The organism is Micromonospora sp. CNZ297 (assembly GCF_007827625.1).
On the sequence record NZ_VISU01000017.1, the window covers coordinates 61,245 to 81,553 of the forward strand.

10 protein-coding genes are annotated in these 20,309 nt (G+C 74.6%); 7 read left to right on the forward strand and 3 right to left on the reverse strand.

Features of this window, described 5'->3' with window-relative positions; genetic code table 11:
* Window positions 1-27 precede the first annotated feature (27 nt).
* The 6 genes from FB454_RS25250 to FB454_RS25275 all read left to right on the forward strand — a co-directional run bounded on the left by FB454_RS25250 (window position 28) and on the right by FB454_RS25275 (window position 17,000).
* Entirely contained in the window at window positions 28-5,478 is a 5,451-nt protein-coding gene (locus FB454_RS25250; protein ID WP_145823640.1) for a type I polyketide synthase, read from the forward strand.
* 32 nt (window positions 5,479-5,510) lie between these two features.
* Window positions 5,511-6,464 carry a TauD/TfdA family dioxygenase gene (locus tag FB454_RS25255; protein WP_013285949.1) on the forward strand — a complete coding sequence of 318 codons (954 nt, stop codon included), beginning with the start codon at window positions 5,511-5,513 and terminating at the stop codon, window positions 6,462-6,464.
* A gap of 1 nt (window position 6,465) precedes the next feature.
* On the forward strand, window positions 6,466-6,654 hold the full coding sequence (locus FB454_RS25260; RefSeq protein WP_013285950.1) for an MbtH family protein: 189 nt from the start codon (window positions 6,466-6,468) through the stop codon (window positions 6,652-6,654).
* The gene (locus FB454_RS25265) at window positions 6,651-9,770 is read left to right on the forward strand and encodes a non-ribosomal peptide synthetase (protein ID WP_145823641.1); all 3,120 of its coding nucleotides are present in this window, start codon (window positions 6,651-6,653) and stop codon (window positions 9,768-9,770) included. Before FB454_RS25260 ends, FB454_RS25265 begins: the two co-directional genes overlap by 4 nt.
* Window positions 9,770-15,256 (forward strand): non-ribosomal peptide synthetase/MFS transporter, encoded by a 5,487-nt coding sequence (locus FB454_RS25270; protein ID WP_145823642.1) that lies wholly within the window; start codon window positions 9,770-9,772, stop codon window positions 15,254-15,256. Before FB454_RS25265 ends, FB454_RS25270 begins: the two co-directional genes overlap by 1 nt.
* Before the next feature lie 94 nt (window positions 15,257-15,350).
* The gene (locus FB454_RS25275) at window positions 15,351-17,000 is read left to right on the forward strand and encodes a DUF885 domain-containing protein (protein ID WP_145823643.1); all 1,650 of its coding nucleotides are present in this window, start codon (window positions 15,351-15,353) and stop codon (window positions 16,998-17,000) included.
* Here the strand turns inward: FB454_RS25275 and FB454_RS25280 are convergent.
* Both FB454_RS25280 and FB454_RS25285 read right to left on the reverse strand, forming a co-directional pair.
* Window positions 16,946-18,160 (reverse strand): serpin family protein, encoded by a 1,215-nt coding sequence (locus FB454_RS25280; protein ID WP_145823644.1) that lies wholly within the window; start codon window positions 18,158-18,160, stop codon window positions 16,946-16,948. The genes FB454_RS25275 and FB454_RS25280 overlap by 55 nt on opposite strands.
* Window positions 18,161-18,202: 42 nt before the next feature.
* Window positions 18,203-18,715, reverse strand: a complete 513-nt coding sequence (locus tag FB454_RS25285; RefSeq protein ID WP_145823645.1) for an NUDIX domain-containing protein — start codon at window positions 18,713-18,715, stop codon at window positions 18,203-18,205.
* Between the two features lie 219 nt (window positions 18,716-18,934).
* Between FB454_RS25285 and FB454_RS25290 the strand changes: the two genes are divergently transcribed.
* Window positions 18,935-19,429, forward strand: a complete 495-nt coding sequence (locus tag FB454_RS25290) for a type II toxin-antitoxin system PemK/MazF family toxin (protein WP_013477056.1) — start codon at window positions 18,935-18,937, stop codon at window positions 19,427-19,429.
* Between the two features lie 168 nt (window positions 19,430-19,597).
* Here the strand turns inward: FB454_RS25290 and FB454_RS25295 are convergent, their stop codons facing one another.
* On the reverse strand, window positions 19,598-20,233 hold the full coding sequence (locus FB454_RS25295) for a GGDEF domain-containing protein (RefSeq protein ID WP_030269102.1): 636 nt from the start codon (window positions 20,231-20,233) through the stop codon (window positions 19,598-19,600).
* Window positions 20,234-20,309 lie beyond the last annotated feature (76 nt).

Here is a 20,309-nt window from a genome sequence, read left to right on the forward strand (position 1 = left end):
CGATCCCTTGTGAATGAAGGAACTCCCATGCAGAACGACATTCCCGCCGACGACGGCGTCGAGCCCATCGCCATCGTCGGGCTCGCCGCCCGCCTCCCCGGCGCGGCCGACGTCGACGAGTTCTGGCGCAACCTGGTCGACGGCGTGGAGTCGACGACCGAGCTGACCCGCGAGGAGCAGCTCGCCCGCGGCGCCCAGCCGCAGGAGGTCGACGACCCGGGCTGGGTCAACCGCGCCCCGCTGGTGGACGGCTACGACCAGTTCGACGCCGGCCTGTTCGGGATGACCGCCCGCGAGGCCGAGATCACCGACCCGCAGCACCGGCTGTTCCTGGAGACCTGCTACACCGCGTTGCAGGACGCCGGCTACGACCCGGGCCGCTACGACGGCGCGGTGGGCGTGTACGCCGGCACCGGCGGCAACACGTACCTGCACCGCAACGTGTTCCGCAACAAGCGGGTCGGGGGGAATCCGCACGGCGCCGTCTCGCTCGCCACCGGCAACTCGCCGAACTACGTGGCCACGAACGTGTCGTACCGGCTGGACCTGCGCGGGCCCAGCATGACAGTGCACACCGCCTGCTCCACCTCGCTGGTGGCGTTCCACCTGGCCTGCGAGGCGCTGCGCAACGGCGAGTGCGACATGGCCCTGGCCGGCGGCGTCAACATCGAGCTGCCGCACGTCGGCTACCTCGGCATGGACGGCTTCACCTCGCCGGACGGGCGGTGCCGGCCGTTCGACGCCGGAGCGAACGGCACGGTGTGGGGCAGCGGCGTCGGCGTGACGCTGCTCAAGCGGCTCTCCGACGCGATCGCCGACGGCGACACCATCCGCGCGGTCGTGCTCGGCAACGCGATCAACAACGACGGCGCCGGGAAGGTCGGCTTCACCGCCCCCAGCATCGACGGGCAGATGGAGGCCGTCGCCCAGGCCGTCGAGCTGGCCGGCGTCGACCCGCGCAGCATCAGCTATGTGGAGGCGCACGGCACCGGCACCGCGCTCGGCGACCCGATCGAGGTCGCCGCGCTGTCCGCCGTCTACACCAAGGACACCGACGAGCGCGGCTGGTGCGGCATCGGCTCGGTGAAGTCGAACATCGGCCACCTCAGCCAGCCCTCCGGCATCGTCAGCGTGATCAAGACGGTGCTGGCGATGGAGCACGGGCTGATCCCGCCGACCATCAACTACGAGACGCCGAACCCGGCCATCGACTTCGCCGACACCCCGTTCTACGTGGCAAACACGCTGACCAAGTGGGACACCGACGGCGGACCGCGCCGGGCCGGCGTCAGCTCCTTCGGCATCGGCGGCACCAACGCCCACGTGGTGCTGGAGGAGGCCCCGGCCGCGGGGCGGCACGAGCCGTCCGCCCGCCCGGCGCACCTGCTCCAGGTGTCGGCGAAGACGCCGACCGCGTTGGACACCGCCGTGCGGCGGCTCGCCGACCACCTGGAGAGCGGCAGCGACGTGGCGCTCGCCGACGTGGCGCACACGCTGCGCGTCGGCCGCCAGGTGTACGCCCACCGCGCCGCTGTGGTCGCCGGTGACCCGGCGTCCGCCGCCGCCGCGCTGCGCGAGCGGCGCAAGGGCCACCGGGGCGTCGCCGACGGCCCCGCGCCCCGGGTGGCGTTCCTGTTCAGCGGCCAGGGCTCGCAGTACGCCGGGATGGGCGCCGAACTGTACGGGCAGGACAGCGCGTACGCCGCCGCCGTCGACGAGTGCGCCGAACTGCTCCGCCCCGAGCTGGGCCTGGACATCCGCGACCTGATCCTCGGCCGCGACCCGGAGGCGGCGGACAAGCTCACCGAGACCCGCTACACCCAGCCCGCCCTGTTCACAGTCGAGTACGCCCTCGCCGCCGCCTGGCGGGCCGCCGGTGTGACCCCGGCCGCGATGATCGGCCACTCCATCGGCGAGTACGTCGCCGCGACGGTCGCCGGGGTGCTCGACCTCGCCGACGCGCTGCGCGTGGTGGCCGCCCGGGGCCGCCTCATGCACTCCCTGCCCGCCGGCTCGATGCTGGCGGTCACGCTCGACGAGTCGGAGGTGACCGGCAAGCTGCCCGAGGGCCTGTCGGTGGCCACGGTCAACGGCCCCGGCACCTGTGTGGTCGCCGGTGAGACGGCGCTCGTGGAGGAGTTCGCGGCGAGCCTCGGCGGCAAGAACAAGGCGAAGCTGCTGCGCACCTCGCACGCGTTCCACTCGCCGATGACGGACCCGATCCTGGACGAGTTCACCGCGCTGATGGCCACAGTGCCGCTGCGCGCCCCGGCGGTGCCGTTCGTCTCGAACGTGACAGGCACCTGGATCACCGAGGCGCAGGCCACCGACCCGGCGTACTGGGCCGCGCACCTGCGCCGCCCGGTCCGCTTCGGCGCGTGCGTGGCCACGCTGCTCGCCGAGGGCACCTGGGCGCTCGTCGAGTGCGGCCCCGGCCGGCAGCTGGCCAACCTGGCCCGGATGCAGATCGCCAAGGCCGGCGAGGCACAGCGCGCGCTGACCCCGCTGGGCAGCCTGCCCGGCCCCGGCGAGCAGACCGGTGACGTGGCCGCGCTGCTCGGCACGGCCGGGGCGCTGTGGTGCGCCGGGGTGCCGGTGAGCGTCCCGGCCGACCCGCACGCGCGGCGGGTGCCGCTGCCCACGTACCCGTTCGAGCGGCGCCGCTACTGGATCGACCCGGACCCGGAGCAGGAGCTGGCCGCGGCGCCCGTCGAGACCGGCCCCCGCCCGCTGCCGGAGTGGTTCGCGGTGCCGGCGTGGCGGCAGGCCCCGCCGGTCCGCACGGCCGAGCCGCTGGGCCGCTGCCTGGTGCTGGCCGACGGCCCGCGCGGCGAGGCGCTCGTGGCCGCGTTGCGCTCCGCCGGCGACGACCCGGTCGAGGTACGCGCCGGCGACGCGTTCACCGCCACCGCGAACGGCTTCCGGCTGCGCCCCGGCGTACGCGCCGACGCCGAGGAACTGGTCGCCGCGCTCGGCGCCGACCTGCCCCGGCGGATCGTGCACGCGTTCGCGCTCGACGGCGAGCCGGCCGGCACCGACGCGGCGGCCGCCTGGGCGGCGCAGGAGCGCGGCTTCTTCGGCGCGCTGCACCTGGTGCAGGCCCTGGCCGGCGCCGGTGTGACGGCCGACGAGGCGGGCGTCCGCCTGGACCTGGTCACCGCCGGCATCGGCGACGTACGCGGCGACGACCTGACCCGCCCGGAGCACGCCACGCTGGCCGGCCTGGCCCGGGTGCTCCCGGCCGAGCTGCCCGGCCTGACCGTGCGGCTGCTCGACACCGACCCGGCCGCGCGCGGCGTGGCCGCCCTGGTGGCCGAGCTGCGCAGCCCGGTCGACGCCGAGCACCCGGAGGTGGCGCTGCGCGGCGACCGCCGCTGGCTGGCCGGCTACGAGCAGGTCACAGTTGCCGCCGAGGACGAGCCGGGCGTGCTGCGCGAGGAGGGCCGGTACCTGATCACCGGCGGTCTCGGCGGCATCGGCGTCACCCTCGCCGAGGACTTCGCCCGCCGGGTCCGCGCCAAGCTGGTCCTGCTGGCCCGTTCCGGGCTGCCCGAGCGGGACGAGTGGGACGCGCACCTCGCGGTGCACGGCGGCGCCGACCGGGCCGGGCGGGCCATCGCGGCGATCCGCCGGATGGAGGCCGCGGGCGCCGAGGTGCTGGTGCTCGCCGCCGACGTCACCGACGCCGACGACCTGCGCCGGGTCCGCGACGAGGCGGAGCGCCGGTTCGGCGGGCTGGACGGCATCGTGCACGCCGCCGGTCTGCCCGGCGGTGGCATGGCCGAGGTGAAGGACCGCGACGAGGCGCGGCGCGTGCTGGCCCCGAAGCTGGCCGGCACCCTGGCGCTGGCCCGGGTCTTCGGCGACCTGCCGCTGGACTTCGTCGTGCTCTGCTCCTCGATCACCGCGGTGATCGGCGGGTTCGGCCAGGTCGACTACTGCGCCGCGAACAACTTCCTGGACGCCTTCGCGCGCTCCGGCACCGGGTTCCGCGCGCCGGTGGTGTCGCAGAACTGGGGCGGCTGGGCCGAGGTCGGCATGGCGGTGGAGACCGCCGCGCCTGCCGCGTTCCGGGCCGCCGGGCGGGACACCGTCACCACGGCGGTCGCCCACCCGGTGCTCACCACGATGGTGGCCGGTCCGGACGGCACGGTGCTGCACGGCCTGGTCTCGGCCGACACCCACTGGCTGCTCGACGAGCACCGGATCGGCGGGGTGCCGGTGGTGCCGGGCACCGCCCACCTGGAGTCGGTGCGCGCCGCGGTGGTCGCGGCGCTGCCCGCGCCGGGACCGGACGCCGCGGTGGAGCTGCGGGACGTGGTGTTCCTGGAGCCGTTCTCGGTGCCGGACGGCACCGTGGCCCAGTACCGGGTCGAGCTGACCCCGGCCGAGGACGGCACCGACTTCGCCGTCGCCAGCCTCGCCGCCGGCCAGGCGCGCACCCACGTCCGCGGCACCGCCGGGTGGACCACCGACGCGGCGCCGCCGGCCGCCGTGCCCGCGGTGAACGGGCGGCGGGTCGACGACGACGCCTCGTTCGGCCGGGGACGCACCAGCATGCTCACGTTCGGGCCGCGCTGGGCGGCGCTGGCCGAGCACCACCTCGCCGACGGCGAGGAGCTGGCCCGGGTGCAGGCACCCGCCGCCGCGGTCGGCGACCTGCCCTCCTGGGGCATGCACCCGGCGCTGCTGGACGTGGCCACCGCGTTCGGCCGCGGGCAGGGCTCCGGCACCTACCTGCCGCTGTCGTACGGCCGGATCGTGGTGCGCGGCGCGCTGCCGGGGACGTTCCACAGTCACCTGCGGCACCGGCCCGCCGCCACCGACGAGGTGGTCGCCGCCGACCTGTCGCTGCGCGACCCGGACGGGCGGGAGCTGGTCGCGATCAGCGACTTCGTGCTGCGCCGGGTCGACCAGGAGGCGGTCACCGGCAACCTGACCGAGGCCCCGGCGGCGGACGCGGACGCCGCGGCACCGGTCACCGAGGACATCCGCCCGGTCGACGGCGCGGAGGCGTTCCGCCGCAGCCTCGCCGCCGGCCTCGGCGCCCAGGTGGTGATCACCACCCGCACCGTCGCCGACATCCGGCGCCGGGCGGCCCGGGTCACCACCGACAGCCTCGCCGAGGAGACCGACGCGCCGGCCGGCCCGGCCGGGGTCACCGGCGGCGGCTCGGCGGCGCCCGGCACCGAGCTGGAGAAGACGATCGCCCAGGTGTGGCGCGACGGCCTCGGCGTCACCGACGTCGGCGTGGACGACGACTTCTTCGCCCTCGGCGGCAACTCGCTGGTGGCCGTGCAGCTCATCGCCGCCATGCGCAAGGCGACAGGCGTACGGCTGCCGATGCGCAGCCTCTTCGAGACCCCCACGGTGGCCGGCCTGGCCGCCCGGATCGAGGAGCTGCGCGCCGAGGCGCCCGCCGACGCACCGGCCGCCCCGGCGGCGATCCCGGCCATCCCGCGGCTGCCCCGCGGCTGACACCCCCGACCAGAACCAGGAGACACCGCACCATGAGCGAGACAACCACGACGCTGCCGGTGGTCGTCGAGAGCGACGGCCGGGCGCTGACCGACCTGATCACGGCCCGGCGTGCCGAGCTGCGGGACACCCTCGTCGCGAGCGGAGGGCTGCTGTTCCGCGGCTTCGACGTGGGCGGCGTGGACGGCTTCGACCAGGCTGTCCGCGCACTGGCCGGCGAGCCGCTGACCTACACCGAGCGCTCCTCGCCCCGGCACTCCATCAAGGGCCGGGTCTACACCTCGACCGACTACCCGCCGGACGAGGAGATCTTCCTGCACAACGAGAACTCGTACCAGGCGCGCTGGCCGCTGACGCTGTTCTTCTACTGCGTCACGCCGCCGCAGACCCAGGGCGCCACGCCGCTGGCCGACGTGCGCCGGGTGTACGAGCTGATCGACCCGGCGGTCCGCGAGGAGTTCGTCCGCCGCCGGTGGATGCTGGTGCGCAACTTCCACGGCGACTTCGGCACCCGCTGGCAGGAGGTGTTCAACACCGAGAGCCGCGCCGAGGTCGAGGCGTACGCGGCTGACAACGGGATCACAGTGGAGTGGGTCGGCAAGGACGGCCTGCGTACCCGCGCGGTCCGCGACGCGGTGCACCACCGGCCCGGCTCGGACACCCCGCGCTGGTTCAACCACGCCACCTTCTTCCACCTCAGCACCCTGCCTGCCGACTACCAGGAAGGGCTGCTGGCCATGTTCGGCGCCGACGGGCTGCCGTCGAACACCTACTACGGCGACGGCGGCGAGATCCCCGCCGACGTCATGGACCACCTGCGCGCCGCCTACCGGGCCGCGACGGTCCGCTTCGACTACCAGCGCGACGACGTGCTGGTGGTGGACAACATGACCGCCGCGCACGGCCGGGAACCGTTCACCGGTCCCCGCAAGATCGCCGTGGCGATGGCCGAGCCGTACACCCCCGAGAACGCAGGAGCGAACTGACATGGCCGAACCCCGATTCCTGGTCGTCCGCAACGACGAGGAGCAGTACTCGATCTGGTCGGCCGACCGGGACCTGCCCGCCGGCTGGCACGACACCGGCTTCGCCGGCAGCCGTGAGGAGTGCCTGGCCCACGTTGACGAGGTCTGGACCGACATGCGTCCCCGCTCGGTGCGCGAGGCCCTCTCATGACGCAGGAGTGGACCTTCCCGGCCTCCTACGCCCAGGAGCGGGTGTGGATGGCCAACCAGCTCGACGCCGGGTCACCGGTGTTCAACGTGTCCTTCCCGTGGCTGTTCCCGGCCGACGTGGACGCGGACACGGCCGGCGACGTGGTCAACCGGGTCATCGCCCGGCACGAGGCGCTGCGTACCCACCTGCGGACCGACGACGGCGCGCTGGTGCAGGTCGTGCGCGCCCACGAGCCGGCGCCGCTGCCCGTCACCGACATCACCCACCTGCCGGCCGGTGAGCAGCGGGCCGAGTTCGAGCGCATCCGCGGCGAGATGGCCCGCACGCCGATCCCGCTGGACGCGGCGCCGCTGTGGCGGGCCCGGCTGATCCGGATGGAGGAGGGGCTGGCGCTGGCGTTCGTGGTGCACCACGCCGTCTTCGACAGCCACTCGGCGGTGCTGCTCCACGCCGAGCTGGTCGCGTTCTGCGAGGCCGCGCGCACCGGCGCCGAGCCCGCCGTGCCCGAGCTGCCCATCCAGTACGCGGACTTCGCGGTCTGGCAGCGCCAGCAGCTCACCGGCGAGGAGCTGGACCGGCAGCTCGCGTTCTGGACCGGTCACCTGGCCGGCGCTCCGGCGGTCACCGGCCTGCCGCTGGACCGGCCCCGCCCGGCCCAGCTCGGCTTCGCCGGTGACGAGGTGCGCTTCACGCTGCCCGACGGGCTGCTGGACCGCATCGGCGCGCTGGCCACCGGCGCGCAGGCCACCCCGTACATGGTGCTGCTGGCGGGTTTCGCGGCGCTGCTGTCGCGGATCTCCGGCGACGCCGACGTGGTGGTCGGCGTCTCCACCGCGGGCCGGGACAACCCGGAGCTGACGCCGCTGATCGGCATGTTCGTCAACCCGGTGGCGCTGCGCTGCGACGTCTCCGGCGACCCGGCGTTCGCTGCGCTGCTGGGCCGCGTCCGCAACGGCCTGATCGACGCCATGGAGCACGGGCAGACGCCGTTCCAGAAGATCGTCGAGGCGGTCGATCCACAGCGTGACCCGTCGGTGCAGCCGATCTTCCAGACCGCGCTGAACTGGATCCCGGACTCCGGCCTCGACCCGGTCGAGCTGGGCACGACGAAGGACGACCTGGCCTTCGACATCACCACCGGCGACTGCCGCCTGGTGTACCGCACCGAGCTGTTCGACAGGTCCACCGCCGAGACCGTGGTCCGCCGCTACGTACGGCTGCTCGCCGCCGCCGTCGCCGAGCCGGAGCGTACGGTCGGCGCGCTGCCGCTGCTCACCGACACCGAGCGGGAACGGGTGCTCGGCGCCTGGAACGACACCGCCCACGACGTGCCGGTGACCACTGTGGTCGACGAGGTGCAGCGGCAGGCCGCCGCCACCCCGGACGCGGCGGCGCTGGTCTGCGACGGCGTGACGCTCGGCTACGGCGAGCTGAACACCGCCGCGAACCGGCTGGCCCGGCTGCTGGTGGCGCGCGGCGCCGGCCCGGAGACCCGGGTCGCGCTGGCGCTGCCCCGCTCCTGCGATCTGGTCGTGGCGATGCTGGCGGTGCTCAAGGCCGGTGCCGCGTACGTGCCGGTGGACACCGCGTATCCGGCCGGCCGGATCGCGTACCTCGTGGAGGACGCCGCGCCCGCGCTGGTGGTGACCGCGCCGGACACGGCCGGCCTGGTGCCCGGCGACGCGCTGGTGCTCGACGGCGAGGTCGGCTCGGACCAGTCCGGCGACGACCTCACCGACGCCGACCGGGTCGCGCCGCTGCGCCCGGAGCACCCGGCGTACGTGCTCCACACCTCCGGCTCCACCGGCCGCCCGAAGGGCGTGGTGGTCGAGCACCGGGCGGTCACCGCGTACCTGGCCTGGGCCCGCGCCACCTACCCGGGGCTGGCCGGGGTGGCGCTGCTGCACTCGCCGGTGTCGTTCGACCTGACCGTCACCGGTCTGCTCGGCACGCTCACCGCCGGCGGCACGGTACGGCTCGCCGCGATCGACGAGCCCGCCGCCCGCGCCGGTGGCCGGCCCGCGTTCCTCAAGGTCACGCCGAGCCACCTGCCGCTGCTCGACGGCGAGCTGTCGCCGACGGCCGACCTGGTGATCGGCGGCGAGGCGCTGACCGGGGAGCAGCTCGCCGCCTGGCGGGCCGCGCACCCCGACGTGGCGGTGATCAACGAGTACGGCCCGACGGAGGCCACAGTGGGCTGCGTCGCGGCCCGCATCGCCCCGGGCGAGCCGGTCCCGGCCGGTCCGGTGCCGATCGGCACGCCCACCTGGAACACCCGGGCGCTGCTGCTCGACGCCGCGCTGCGGCCGGTGCCGCCGGGCGTGGTGGGGGAGCTGTACGTCACCGGCACCCAGCTCGCCCGCGGCTACCACGACCGGCCCGCCCTGACCGCCGAGCGGTTCCTGCCCTGCCCGTACGGCCCGCCCGGCGCCCGGATGTACGCCACCGGCGACCTGGCCCGCTGGCGTGCCGACGGCACGCTGGACTACCTGGGCCGCCGCGACGACCAGGTCAAGGTGCGCGGCATGCGGATCGAGCTGGGCGAGGTCGAGGCGGCGCTGCTGGCCCACCCGGACGTGCGCGCCGCCGCCGCTGCGGTCCGCACCGACGGCGGTGAGCCGACGCTCGTCGGCTACCTGGTGGGCCCGGCCCACGAGGACTCGGTCCGTGCCGAACTGGCCCGCGAACTGCCCGCGCACCTGGTGCCGGCCGCTCTGGTCCGGCTGGACGCGCTGCCGCTCACGCCCAACGGCAAGCTGGACCGCGCCGCGCTGCCCGCCCCGGCGGCGGCCGAGCAGGCCCAGGACAGCTACGTCGCGCCCCGCACCGAGGCCGAGGGTCTGGTCGCCGAGGTGTACGCCGAGATCCTCCAGGTGGAGAAGGTCGGTGCCCTGGACGACTTCTTCGCCCTCGGTGGCAACTCGCTGCGCGGCATGCGGGCGATGGCCCGGATCCGCGCCGAGGTGGACGTCGACCTGCCCATGCGGGCGCTGTTCAGCAGCCCCGTGGTGGCGGAACTGGCCGCCCAGATCGAACAGCGGATCGCCGCCGAAATCGACGGGCTCTCCGACACCGAGGTCGCCGCGCTGCTCGCGGCGGAAGAGGGAACCAACTGATGACCGACCTGAAGGATCCGGCCCGCGAGGCGGCCCGGCAGGCGCTGATCGCCCGACGGCTACGCGCCCGCCAGACCGCCCCCGCGGCCCGGATCACCCCCCGCCCGTCCGGCGCGGAGGTGCCGCTGTCCTACGCCCAGGAGCGGGTCTGGTTCATGGACCAGCTCGCCCCGGGCGAGGCGGCGTACCACATCGCGGTGCCGCTGCGGGTACGCGGACCACTCGACGTGGACGCGCTGCGCGCCGCCCTGACCGCGCTCGCCGACCGGCACGAGTCGCAGCGCACCCGCTTCCCGGCCGACGCCGACGGCCGTCCCACAGTGGTCGTCGCGGACACCGCCGACGTGCCGCTCACAGTGGTGGAGGCGCCCGACGAGGCCGCCGCGCAGGCGCTCGTCGACGCGGCGGCGGCCGAGCCGTTCGATCTGGCCAACGGACCGCTGCTGCGGGCCCTGCTGATCCGGCTGACCGCCGACGACCACGTGCTGTTCCTCGCCCAGCACCACATCGTCGGCGACGGCTGGTCGGTGGACGTGCTGCTGCGCGACCTGATCACGCTCTACCGGGGCGGCGAGCCGCCCGCCCTGCCGATCCAGTACGGCGACTTCGCCGTCTGGGAGGCCCAGGAGCTGGACGGCCCGCAGGCCCGGGCGCACGTCGACTACTGGAAGCAGCAGCTGGCCGGCATCACCCCGCTGGAACTGCCGCTGGACCGGCCCCGCCCGGCCACCCAGACCTACCGGGGTGACTTCGTCGAGTTCCAGCTCGACCCGTCCGCCACCGAGACGCTCAACGCGCTCACCCGGGACAGCGGCGGCACCCTGTTCATGACGCTGCTCGCCGCGTACCAGGTGCTGCTGGCCCGGCACGCCGGCCAGGACGACTTCGCCATCGGCGCGTCGGTGGCCGGCCGGTCCGCGCCGGAGCTGGAGAACGTCGTCGGCATGTTCATCAACATGCTGCCGCTGCGCGCCGACCTGGCCGACGATCCGACGTTCGCCGAGCTGCTGGAGCGCACCCGCCGTACCGTGCTCGACGGGTTCGAGCACGCCGAGGTGCCGTTCGCCAAGGTGGTCCACGAGCTGGGCCTGCCGCGCGACGTCAGCCGCTCCCCGGTGTTCCAGACCATGTTCGTGCTCCAGAACTACGAGATGGGCCGCTTCCGCGGCGTGTCCCGCACCGACGAGGTCACGTTCTCCTGGACCCCGATGGAGTTGCAGGCCACCCGGTTCGACTTCGAGCTGCACGCGGTGGAGACCGTCGACGGGCTCTGGGGCAAGCTGGTCTTCAACACCGACCTGTTCGACCGGGCCACAGTTGAGCGGATGGCGCAGCGGTGGACCGCGCTGCTGGACGCCGTCGTCGCCGCGCCGGACACCCCGGTGTCCCGGCTGCCGCTGCTGCCCGCCGCCGAGCGGGACCTGCTGGCCGCCTGGAACGACACCACAGCCGACTTCCCGCGCACCGAGACGCTGCACGGCCCGATCGAGGAGCGCGCCGCGGCCACCCCGGACGCGGTCGCGGTCACCATCGACGGGCACAGCCGCACGTACGCCGAGCTGAACGCGCAGGCCAACCGCGTCGCGCACCGGCTGCGCGCGGCCGGCGTCGGCCCGGAGACCCTGGTCGGGGTCTGCGCGGAACGGTCGGTGGAACTCGTCGCCGGCCTGCTCGGCGTGCTCAAGGCCGGCGGCGCGTACCTGCCGCTGGACCCGGAGTACCCGGCCGACCGGCTCGCGTTCATGGTCGGCGACGCGGACGCGCCTGTGGTGCTCGTTCAGTCGCACCTGCGCGACGTGCTGCCCGACACCGGCGCCACGGTGCTCGAACTCGACGACGCCACGGTCTGGGCCGACCGGCCCGACACCGACCCGGCACCGGCCGCCGGGCCGGAGAACCTGGCGTACGTCATCTACACCTCCGGGTCCACCGGCCGCCCGAAGGGCGTGCCGAACACACACCGGGGCATCGTCAACCGGCTCGACTGGATGCAGAAGACGTACGGCCTCGGCGCCGACGACGCGGTGCTCCAGAAGACCCCGGCCAGCTTCGACGTGTCGGTGTGGGAGTTCTTCTGGCCGCTGCGCACCGGCGCCCGCCTGGTGCTGGCCAAGCCCGGCGGCCACAAGGACGCCGGTTACCTGCGCGACCTGCTGGTGTCCGAGCGGATCACCACCGCCCACTTCGTCCCGTCGATGCTGACCGTCTTCCTCGCCGAGGACGGCGTGGAGGCGGCCACCGCGCTGCGCCGGGTGATCTGCTCCGGTGAGGAGCTGCCGCTGGCCTCGGCCACCGACTTCACCGCCCGGCTGCCCTGGTGCGGCCTGCACAACCTGTACGGCCCGACCGAGGCGGCCATCGACGTGACCGCCTGGGCGTGCGAGCCGGACCGGCTCGCGCAGGTGACGAGCGTGCCGATCGGCGCGCCGATCGCCAACCTGCGGCTGCACGTGCTCGACCCGTCCGGCGCGCAGTGCCCGGTCGGGGTGGCCGGTGAGCTGCACATCGGCGGTGCCGGGCTGGCCCGCGGCTACCACCGCCGACCCGCGCTGACGGCGGAGAAGTTCGTCCCCGACCCGTTCTCCGCCGAGCCGGGCGCCCGTCTCTACCGCACCGGCGACCTGGCTCGCTGGGTCGTCGGCCCGGACGGCGCCGGGGTGATCGAGTTCCTGGGCCGCATCGACCACCAGGTCAAGCTGCGCGGTCTGCGCATCGAGCTGGGCGAGATCGAGAGCGCGCTGCGCGATCAGCCGGGCGTCACCGAGGCGACGGTGATCGTCCGCGAGGACAGCCCGGGCGACAAGCGGCTCACCGCGTACCTGGTCGGGGAGGCCGAGCACGCCGCGCTGAAGGCGGCGCTGAAGGACACGCTGCCCGAGTACATGGTGCCGGCCGCGTTCGTCACGCTCGACGCGCTGCCGCTGACCCCCAACGGCAAGCTGGACCGCAAGGCGCTGCCCGCGCCGGTGGTCACCCGCGAGGCGTCGGTGGCGCTTGTGGAGCCGCGCGACGACACCGAGCGGGCGCTCGCCGCGATCTGGTCCGAGGTGCTGGGCGTGGACACGCTCGGCATCGACGACGACTTCTTCGACCTGGGCGGGCACTCGATGCTCGCCACCCAGGTCGTCGCCAAGATCCGCAAGGCGGAGCTGGGCGGCCGGGCGGTCGGCGTGATGGACCTGTTCCAGCAGCGCACCATCCGCGACCTCGCCGCGTTCATCTCCGGCGACGCCGCGCAGGAAGGGCCACGCCGGCTGCTCTACGAGCTGACCAAGCCGATCCCGGCGGGTAAGCGGGTGCTGACGTACGTCTGCGTCCCGTACGGCGGCGGCAGCGCCATCGTCTACCAGCCGCTGGCCGACGCGCTGCCGGCCGGGTACGGGCTGTGGTCGCTGGCGATCCCCGGCCACGACGTGGGTCTGAGCGAGGACGCGCTGCCGTTCGACGAGCTGACCAGCCGGGTGGCCGACGAGATCCTGGAGCGGGTCGAGGGGCCGATCGCCCTGTACGGCCACTGCGGCGTGGGCAGCGCCATCCTCGCCGACGTGGCCCGCAAGGTCGAGGCGGCCGGCCGGGAGCTGGAGGCCGTCTACATCGGCGCCATGTTCCCGTTCGCCCGCCCGAAGGGCGTGATCGCGGCGCTCCGCGACCGCCTCGAGCGGCTCAGCAGCAACAGGCACTCCGCGAGCTGGCTCAAGTCGATGGGTGTGGACACCGACGAGCTGGACCCGGAGCAGGCCGACCGGATCATCAGCAACATGCGGGCCGACTCCCGCGCCTCGGAGGAGTACTTCACCCGGCTGCTGGACCAGCAGGCGGCGAAGCTCCGGACGCCGATCATCTCGGTGGTCGGCTCCGAGGACCCGGTGACCGACTACTACCGCGAGCGGTACGCCGAGTGGCAGTTCCTCAGCGACACGCTCGGCCTCGTCGTCCTCGACCAGGCCGGGCACTTCTTCCTCAAGTACCGCGCCGAGGAACTGGCCGAGATCGTCACGCAGGTGCACCCGGCGGTGGTCGCCGGTGACGTCAGCGCGCTGACGCCGGAGGCCCGGGGTGAGGACGCCGGCTGGGTGGTGGCCGACACGCTGCGGGTGGGCGAGGACCGCAAGCCCACCAAGACGGTCAAGCCGAGCATGGGCCGGTTCATGGCCATCACGACCGGTCAGCTCATCTCCAGCACCGGTTCCGCGCTGACCGCGTTCGCGCTGCCGATCTGGCTGTTCAACCGCACCGGCTCGGTGGCGAACCTCGGCCTGCTCTGGGCGCTCGCGCTGATCTGCGGCGTGCTCATGCTGCCGGTGGCCGGCGCGCTTGTCGACCGGGTCAGCCGGCGCCGGATCATGATGACGGCGAGCTGCTTCGCCGGGTCCGTCCAGCTCGTGCTGGCGGCCCTGTTGTGGACCGACAACCTGGTGCTCTGGCACATCTACATGCTGGTGGCGCTCAGTTCGGTGGCCGGTTCGTTCCAGCGGATCGCGTTCCAGTCGGCGGTGCCGCAGCTGGTGCCCAAGCGCTACCTCGGGCACGCCATGGGCATCACCCAGCTGTCCACCGGTGTGGCCACGCTGCTCATGCCGGCGTTCGCGGCCGGCCTGCTCGCCACCATCGAGCTGAAGGGCATCCTGCTGGTCGACGTGGCCAGCTACGTGTTCGCGGTGCTCACCCTCGCCGTGGTCCGCTTCCCGGACGCGCTGGGCTGGCGGCCCCGGGAACGGCTGCTGGTGGCCATCGCCAACGGCATGCGCTACTCGTGGCGGCACCGCGGGTTCCGGCTGATGCTCGGCTACTTCGCGCTGGGCAACATCTTCCTGGCGCCCGCGCTGGTGCTCATCACGCCGCTGGTGCTGTCGTTCGGCAGCCCGACCCAGGTGGCGCAGGTGGCGCTGGCCGAGGCGGTCGGCGCGGTGCTCGGCGGCGTGCTGATGTCGCTGTGGGGCGGTCCGCGCAAGCGCCGGATGATCGGCGTGCTGATCGGCAACCTGGGCACCGCGATCGGCTGCGTGCTGATCGGCCTGGACGCGTCGGTGGCGATGATCTGCGTCGGCTTCTGCTGGCTGGCCATGTCGATGACCACCGCGCAGTCGATCTACGCGACGATCGTCCAGGTGAAGGTGCCGCAGCGCTTCCACGGCCGGGTGTTCAGCCTCAACCAGACCATCTCCTGGTCGACGCTGCCGATCGGGTTCGCGCTGCTCGCGCCCGGCGCCACCGCGCTGTTCGAGCCGATGCTCGCACCCGGTGGGGCGCTGGCCGGTTCGGTGGGCGCGGTGATCGGCACCGGACCGGGCCGGGGCATCGGTTTCGCGTACATCTGCTTCGGCGCGGCGCTGATCCTCATCACGCTGGGCGGGTTCGCGATCCGGCTGCTGCGCCGGTTCGACCTGGAGGTGGAGGACTCCCTGCCGGACGACCTGATCGGCGCCCAGGAGCGTGAGAAGCGCCTGGCCGCCAAGGCCGAGAAGAAGGAACTCGTCTCGGTCTGACCCCGCCTCCCATCAGGTTGATCAAGGAATTCGCGTCGGTTCCGGGCTTCCGGCCGGCGCGAACTCCTTGATCACCGGGGCTAGCATCGGTGCGATGAGCGAGGACGTCACCGACGCGCTGTTGCGGGAGATGGGGCGCCTCGATCCGTGCGCCGCAGTGGTCGAGGCCGGCGAGCAGGACGCCGACGGCCTCACCGACTACAGCCCGGACGGTCACCAGGCCCGCGCCGACCTCGCCGCCCGCGCCCTGCGCCGGATCGAGGCGCTGCCCGCGACCCCGCTGCACGCCCACCTCGCCGAACGGCTGCGCGCCCGGATCGCCTTCCACGACGCCGGGGAGGACCTGCGGGAACTGCACGCCGCGGCCACCGGCCCGCTCCAGCTCATCCGGCAGTGCGTCGAATCAGCGGTGCCGGGCCGCGACGCCGGGCACGCGGCCTCCGAGGACGGCTGGGCCCGCGTCGGCGCGCGCCAGGCCGCGATCCCGGCCGCACTCGACGGGTACGCCCGGAGCCTCGTGCTCGCCGCAGCGCGCGGTCACCTGCCGGCCCGGCGTCAGGTGGAGCTGGTGACGCAGCGCTGCCGCGCCTGGATCGACGACGACATCGCCCTGGTGCAGCGGTACGGCGACGGCCCGCAGCGCGCCTCGTTGCAGGCGGCGGTCGAGGGCTCGCGGGAGGCGTACCGGAGATTCGCCGCGACGCTCACCGCGGACCTCGCGCCCCGGGCGCACGACGACGAGGCCTTCGGCCCGGCGCGGTACGCCCTCTGGGTGCGGGCCTTCCTCGGCGCGGAACCGGACCTGCGCGAGCTGTACGCGTGGGGCTGGGACGAGTTCACCGCGATCGAGGCGGAACTGGTCGCCGAGGCGAGAACCCTGGGCGGCACCGTGCCCGAGGTGCGGGACCGGCTCGACCGTCCCGACGCGCCCGGCGTCCTGCGCAGCCGGGACGCGTTCGCCGCCTGGCTCCAGGAGCTGCTGGAGGCCACCACCGAGCGGATGCACGGCACGCACTTCGACATCCCGGCACCGCTGCGGCGCATCGAGTCACGGGTCACCACGTCGGGCGGCACCGCCTACATCGGGCCGTCGCGGGACCTGACCCGGCCGGGCCGGGTCTCGTGGCTGCTGCCCGAGGGCCGGGAGCACTTCTCCACCTGGTGGGCGTACAGCACCGTGTACCACGAGGGCGTCCCCGGCCACCACCTGCACCTCGGCTCGGAGGCGTGCCGGGGCGGCCCCGGTCAGCGGCTGAACCTGCTCGGCGGGCTCTCCGGCGCCCAGGAGGGCTGGGCCCTGTACGCCGAGCGGTTCATGGACGAGCTGGGACTCTACGAGCAGCCGGGCGCCCGGCTGGGACACCTGTTCATGCAGTTGCTGCGGGCGGCCCGGGTGGTGCTCGACATCGGCCTGCACCTGAAGCTGCCGATGCCCTCCGGCGGCGGCGCGCGGTGGACGCCGGACGCCGCGCTGGACCTGCTGCGCGAGCGCTGCCACCAGGGCCCGTACGCGCCACTGGAACTGGCCCGCTACCTGGGCCGGCCCGGGCAGGCGCTGACCTACAAGGTGGGGGAGCGGGTGTGGCGGGACGGCCGCGCGGCGTTCCCCGGCGACCGGCGCGCGTTCCACAACCGGGCGCTGGAACTCGGCTCGCTGGGACTGGACCAGCTCACGAGCGCGCTCGCCGCCTATCCGGCCTCGTCGGCGGGCAGCTCCTCCGGGTCGGCCACCCAGGCGGAGTAGACAGGCAGCGCGTGCCACGGCCCACCGGCCGGGTCGGTGGTCACCGCGACGACCGCGTACGGGTGACCGAACCGCAGCTCGGCGACGCGGGCGACACCCTCCGGCGGCAGGCCAGCCACCATGCCGAACGCCGTCACCGCGGCGGCCTCGAAACCGTAGCGCCCGAACCGGGCCACCGCGGACTGCGCGGCGTCGAACCCCGGCCCGGCCAGGCCCAGCAGCTCGCCGAGCGCCCGGGCCGCCGCGTCGAAGCCGAACCCGGGTGCGGTCAGGTCGTGCCGGCTGCGCGCCGACCAGCAGGGCAGCACCGCCGTGGCGCGTTCCTCCCGGCCGTCCGGGGCGAACGTGTTGACCGGCTTCTCCCGCAGCGTCCACAGCGGCGTCTCGCCCAGCGGCAGGTCGAACAGTGACAGGCGGCCCGGCACGGAGTCCGGGATGAGCGCGGCGGCGCTCGCCAGCTCCTGCGCGGCGGCCAGCACGTCGGCCGCGGGCACCTCGGGCGCGGCGGCCACCGACACCACGAGCATCCCCGCGCCGTCGTCGCCGGTGCGGGCCGGCACCGCGTGCACCGCCACGTCACCGGCCCGGTCGGTGGCCGCCACCCAGCAGCGGTGCCCGAACGGCGGTGTCCGCAGCACCCGGCTCAGCCGCCCGGCCCAGGCGCTGCCCGCGCCCAGATCCGTGCCCGGGGCCGTGTCGAACGGGTCGGCCCACGACACCCGGGTCGCGAGCGCGCTGGCCAGGACCAGCAGGGTGTCCGGGGCGATGTCGACCGGGAAGCGGTCGATCAGTCCGCCGGTACGCTCCCGGGCCCAGGCGTCCAGCGCCGCCTGGTCCGGCAGCGGACCGCGCTCGGTGGCCTCCGGGAGAGTGGCCCGCCACGCGGCCAGCTCGTCGGCCGGGGTGCGCTCCCACAGCGCGGTGGCGGCGGCGACCATCGGGTGCGGCGCGGCGAGCAGCGCCCGGGCCTCGGCGGCGGCGTCGTCCGGGTCGGCGTCGAGCGCCTCGGTCAGCGCCGCGCGGGCGTCGCCGGTGGCGGCCGGGCCGGCCAGCGCCAGCAGCAGCCAGGCGCCCAGCGGGGAGGCGACGTGGTGGGTGTCACCGGCGGCGCGGTGCAGCCGCTCGGCGTAACGGGCCAGGGGTGCGCGCAGAGGAGTCACGGCTCCACTCTGCCCGCCGCCGCGCCCGGTGGCACGTCCCGGTCACGACCACAGTTCGAACGGCTCGTCGATCTCCTTCCCGGCCAGGAACGCCGGCAGCAGCTCGGGCAGCCGCCCGGGATAGCAGCGCGGCCGCTCGGCGAGCACCTCGGCCAGCGGCCACCAGCGGAACCCGAAGTAGTCCTCCACCTCGTAGTCCAGCCGCAGCGCCTCGTCCACGTCCGGCCCGGGGCCGGGCAGCCGTACCGTCACCACCACCTCGTCCTGGAGGTGGCGGCGCTGCCGGTGCCGGAAGCTGGCCCGCCGCCGCCACGTCGGCGCGCCCACCTCGTCCGGGCCGATCGCGATACCTGTCTCCTCGCGCAGCTCGCGTAACGCGGCCTCCCGGTACGTCTCACCCGGGTCCAGGCCGCCGCCGGGTAGCTCCCACCACACGCCGAGGTCCGGGTGGTCCGGGTCGCGGGTGTGGAACAGCAGCAGGCGGTCGGCGGCGTCGAGCACCACCAGCCGCACCGCGCTGCGCTCGAACAGCGGCAGATCGTCGGGCAACTCCACGCCCCCAGCGTAAGGAAGGGCCCCTTCTTAACGCCTCCGGTAGTAGAAGGGCCCCTTATTAACAGCGCGCCTCGCGAGGCTCCCCGCCCGGCGGCGCCGGCGGTGAACGCGGCGCGGATCTGGTGGCGGGGCACCGTCACCGGCGCATGATGGCATCGCGTACCCGGCCCGGCGACCCGATTCCCGGGCGGTCGCACCCCGGCCGCTAGGCTGCCCGCCGTGGCAGGTCTGTTGAGGAACGTGGCGTCGAAGCTCGGCCGGATCACCCGGGGCGTACCCGCCCCCACCCGCACCGGCGGGCCGATCCCGGCGCAGGTCGCGCGCCGCCGCCAGGTCAGCGCGTTGCAGCGCCGCGAGTTGTCGTACGCCCCGGAGCCGGACGGGCAGGCCGACCCGGGCGAGATCGTGTGGACCTGGGTGCCCTACGAGGACGATCCCCGCCAGGGCAAGGACCGTCCGGTGCTGGTGGTGGGGCGGCACAGCCGCACGCTGTTCGGGCTGATGCTGTCCAGCCAGAGCGACCGGGACGGCCAGCGGCACTGGCTGGCGCTCGGCCCGGGGGAGTGGGACCGGGACAGTCGGCCGAGCTGGGTACGCCTGGACCGGGTGCTCACCATGCGCGAGGACAGCATCCGCCGCGAGGGTGCGGTGCTGGACCGGCCGCGGTTCGACCGGGTCGGGCAGGCGTTGCGCGCCGGCTACGGCTGGCGCTGACCCACCGGACGGAGCCCGCCCCGGCACCCCGCGACGAGCTGGGGCAGGCAAGGCGGACCGGGCCCAGCGGTCCGCGACGGACGTGCCGCCCAGCACCCCGCGACGAGCTGGGGCAGGCAAGGCGGACCGTGCCCGGCACCCCGCGACGAGCTAACGGACGAGCCGGACTCAGCACTCCGCGACGAGCTGGCGGGCCGGACGGGCGGCGCCGAGCGTCTTCGCCTCGTACATGGCCGCGTCGGCGCGGCAGAGCGCGTCGGTGAGCTGGGTGGGGCAGTGCACCGGCGCGAGCCCGACCGAGGCGGTGACCTGGATGCTGCGCGCGCCCAGCGGGATCGGCGCGGCGAGCGCCTCGCAGAGCCGCCGGGTGGCGTGCTCGATCCACCGGCGGTCCGCGGTCGGGCTGGCCAGCAGACCGGCGAACTCGTCGCCGCCGAGCCGGGCCACCAGGTTGGGGCCGGCGAACGCGGCGAGCCGCTGCGCCACGCTGACCAGCACCTGGTCTCCGGCGGCGTGCCCGTAGCGGTCGTTGACCTGCTTGAAGTTGTCCAGGTCGAGCACCACCGCGACGAGTGGCTGCCCGGCGGGGTCGGTGAGCAGGGCGGCGGCCAGCCGGAAGAACGCGCGGCGGTTCGGCAGCCCGGTGAGCGGATCGTGGCTGGCGGCGTGCCGCTCGGCGGCCAGCTCGGCCTGGAGCAGCTCGATCTCGGCTTCGGCGCGCAGCGCGCGGCGGCGTAACTGCCAGGCGGAGACGAGCGCGCCCGCCGCGGAGATGCCGGAGGCGATGGTCATCGGATCCGCCAACGCGTCCTCCTCACCGCAGTCCCGAAGCCGCGCGGAGCGGCGTCCCGGGGCCGGGCTCGGGTCACCGTGCGTGAAC

Excerpts from the sequence above, each read along its gene's own strand:
- FB454_RS25250 (WP_145823640.1), top strand. The coding sequence starts at position 28 with ATGCAGAACGACATTCCCGCCGACGACGGCGTCGAGCCCATCGCCATC.
- FB454_RS25255 (WP_013285949.1), top strand. The coding sequence starts at position 5,511 with ATGAGCGAGACAACCACGACGCTGCCGGTGGTCGTCGAGAGCGACGGC.
- FB454_RS25260 (WP_013285950.1), top strand. The coding sequence starts at position 6,466 with ATGGCCGAACCCCGATTCCTGGTCGTCCGCAACGACGAGGAGCAGTAC.
- FB454_RS25265 (WP_145823641.1), top strand. The coding sequence starts at position 6,651 with ATGACGCAGGAGTGGACCTTCCCGGCCTCCTACGCCCAGGAGCGGGTG.
- FB454_RS25270 (WP_145823642.1), top strand. The coding sequence starts at position 9,770 with ATGACCGACCTGAAGGATCCGGCCCGCGAGGCGGCCCGGCAGGCGCTG.
- FB454_RS25275 (WP_145823643.1), top strand. The coding sequence starts at position 15,351 with ATGAGCGAGGACGTCACCGACGCGCTGTTGCGGGAGATGGGGCGCCTC.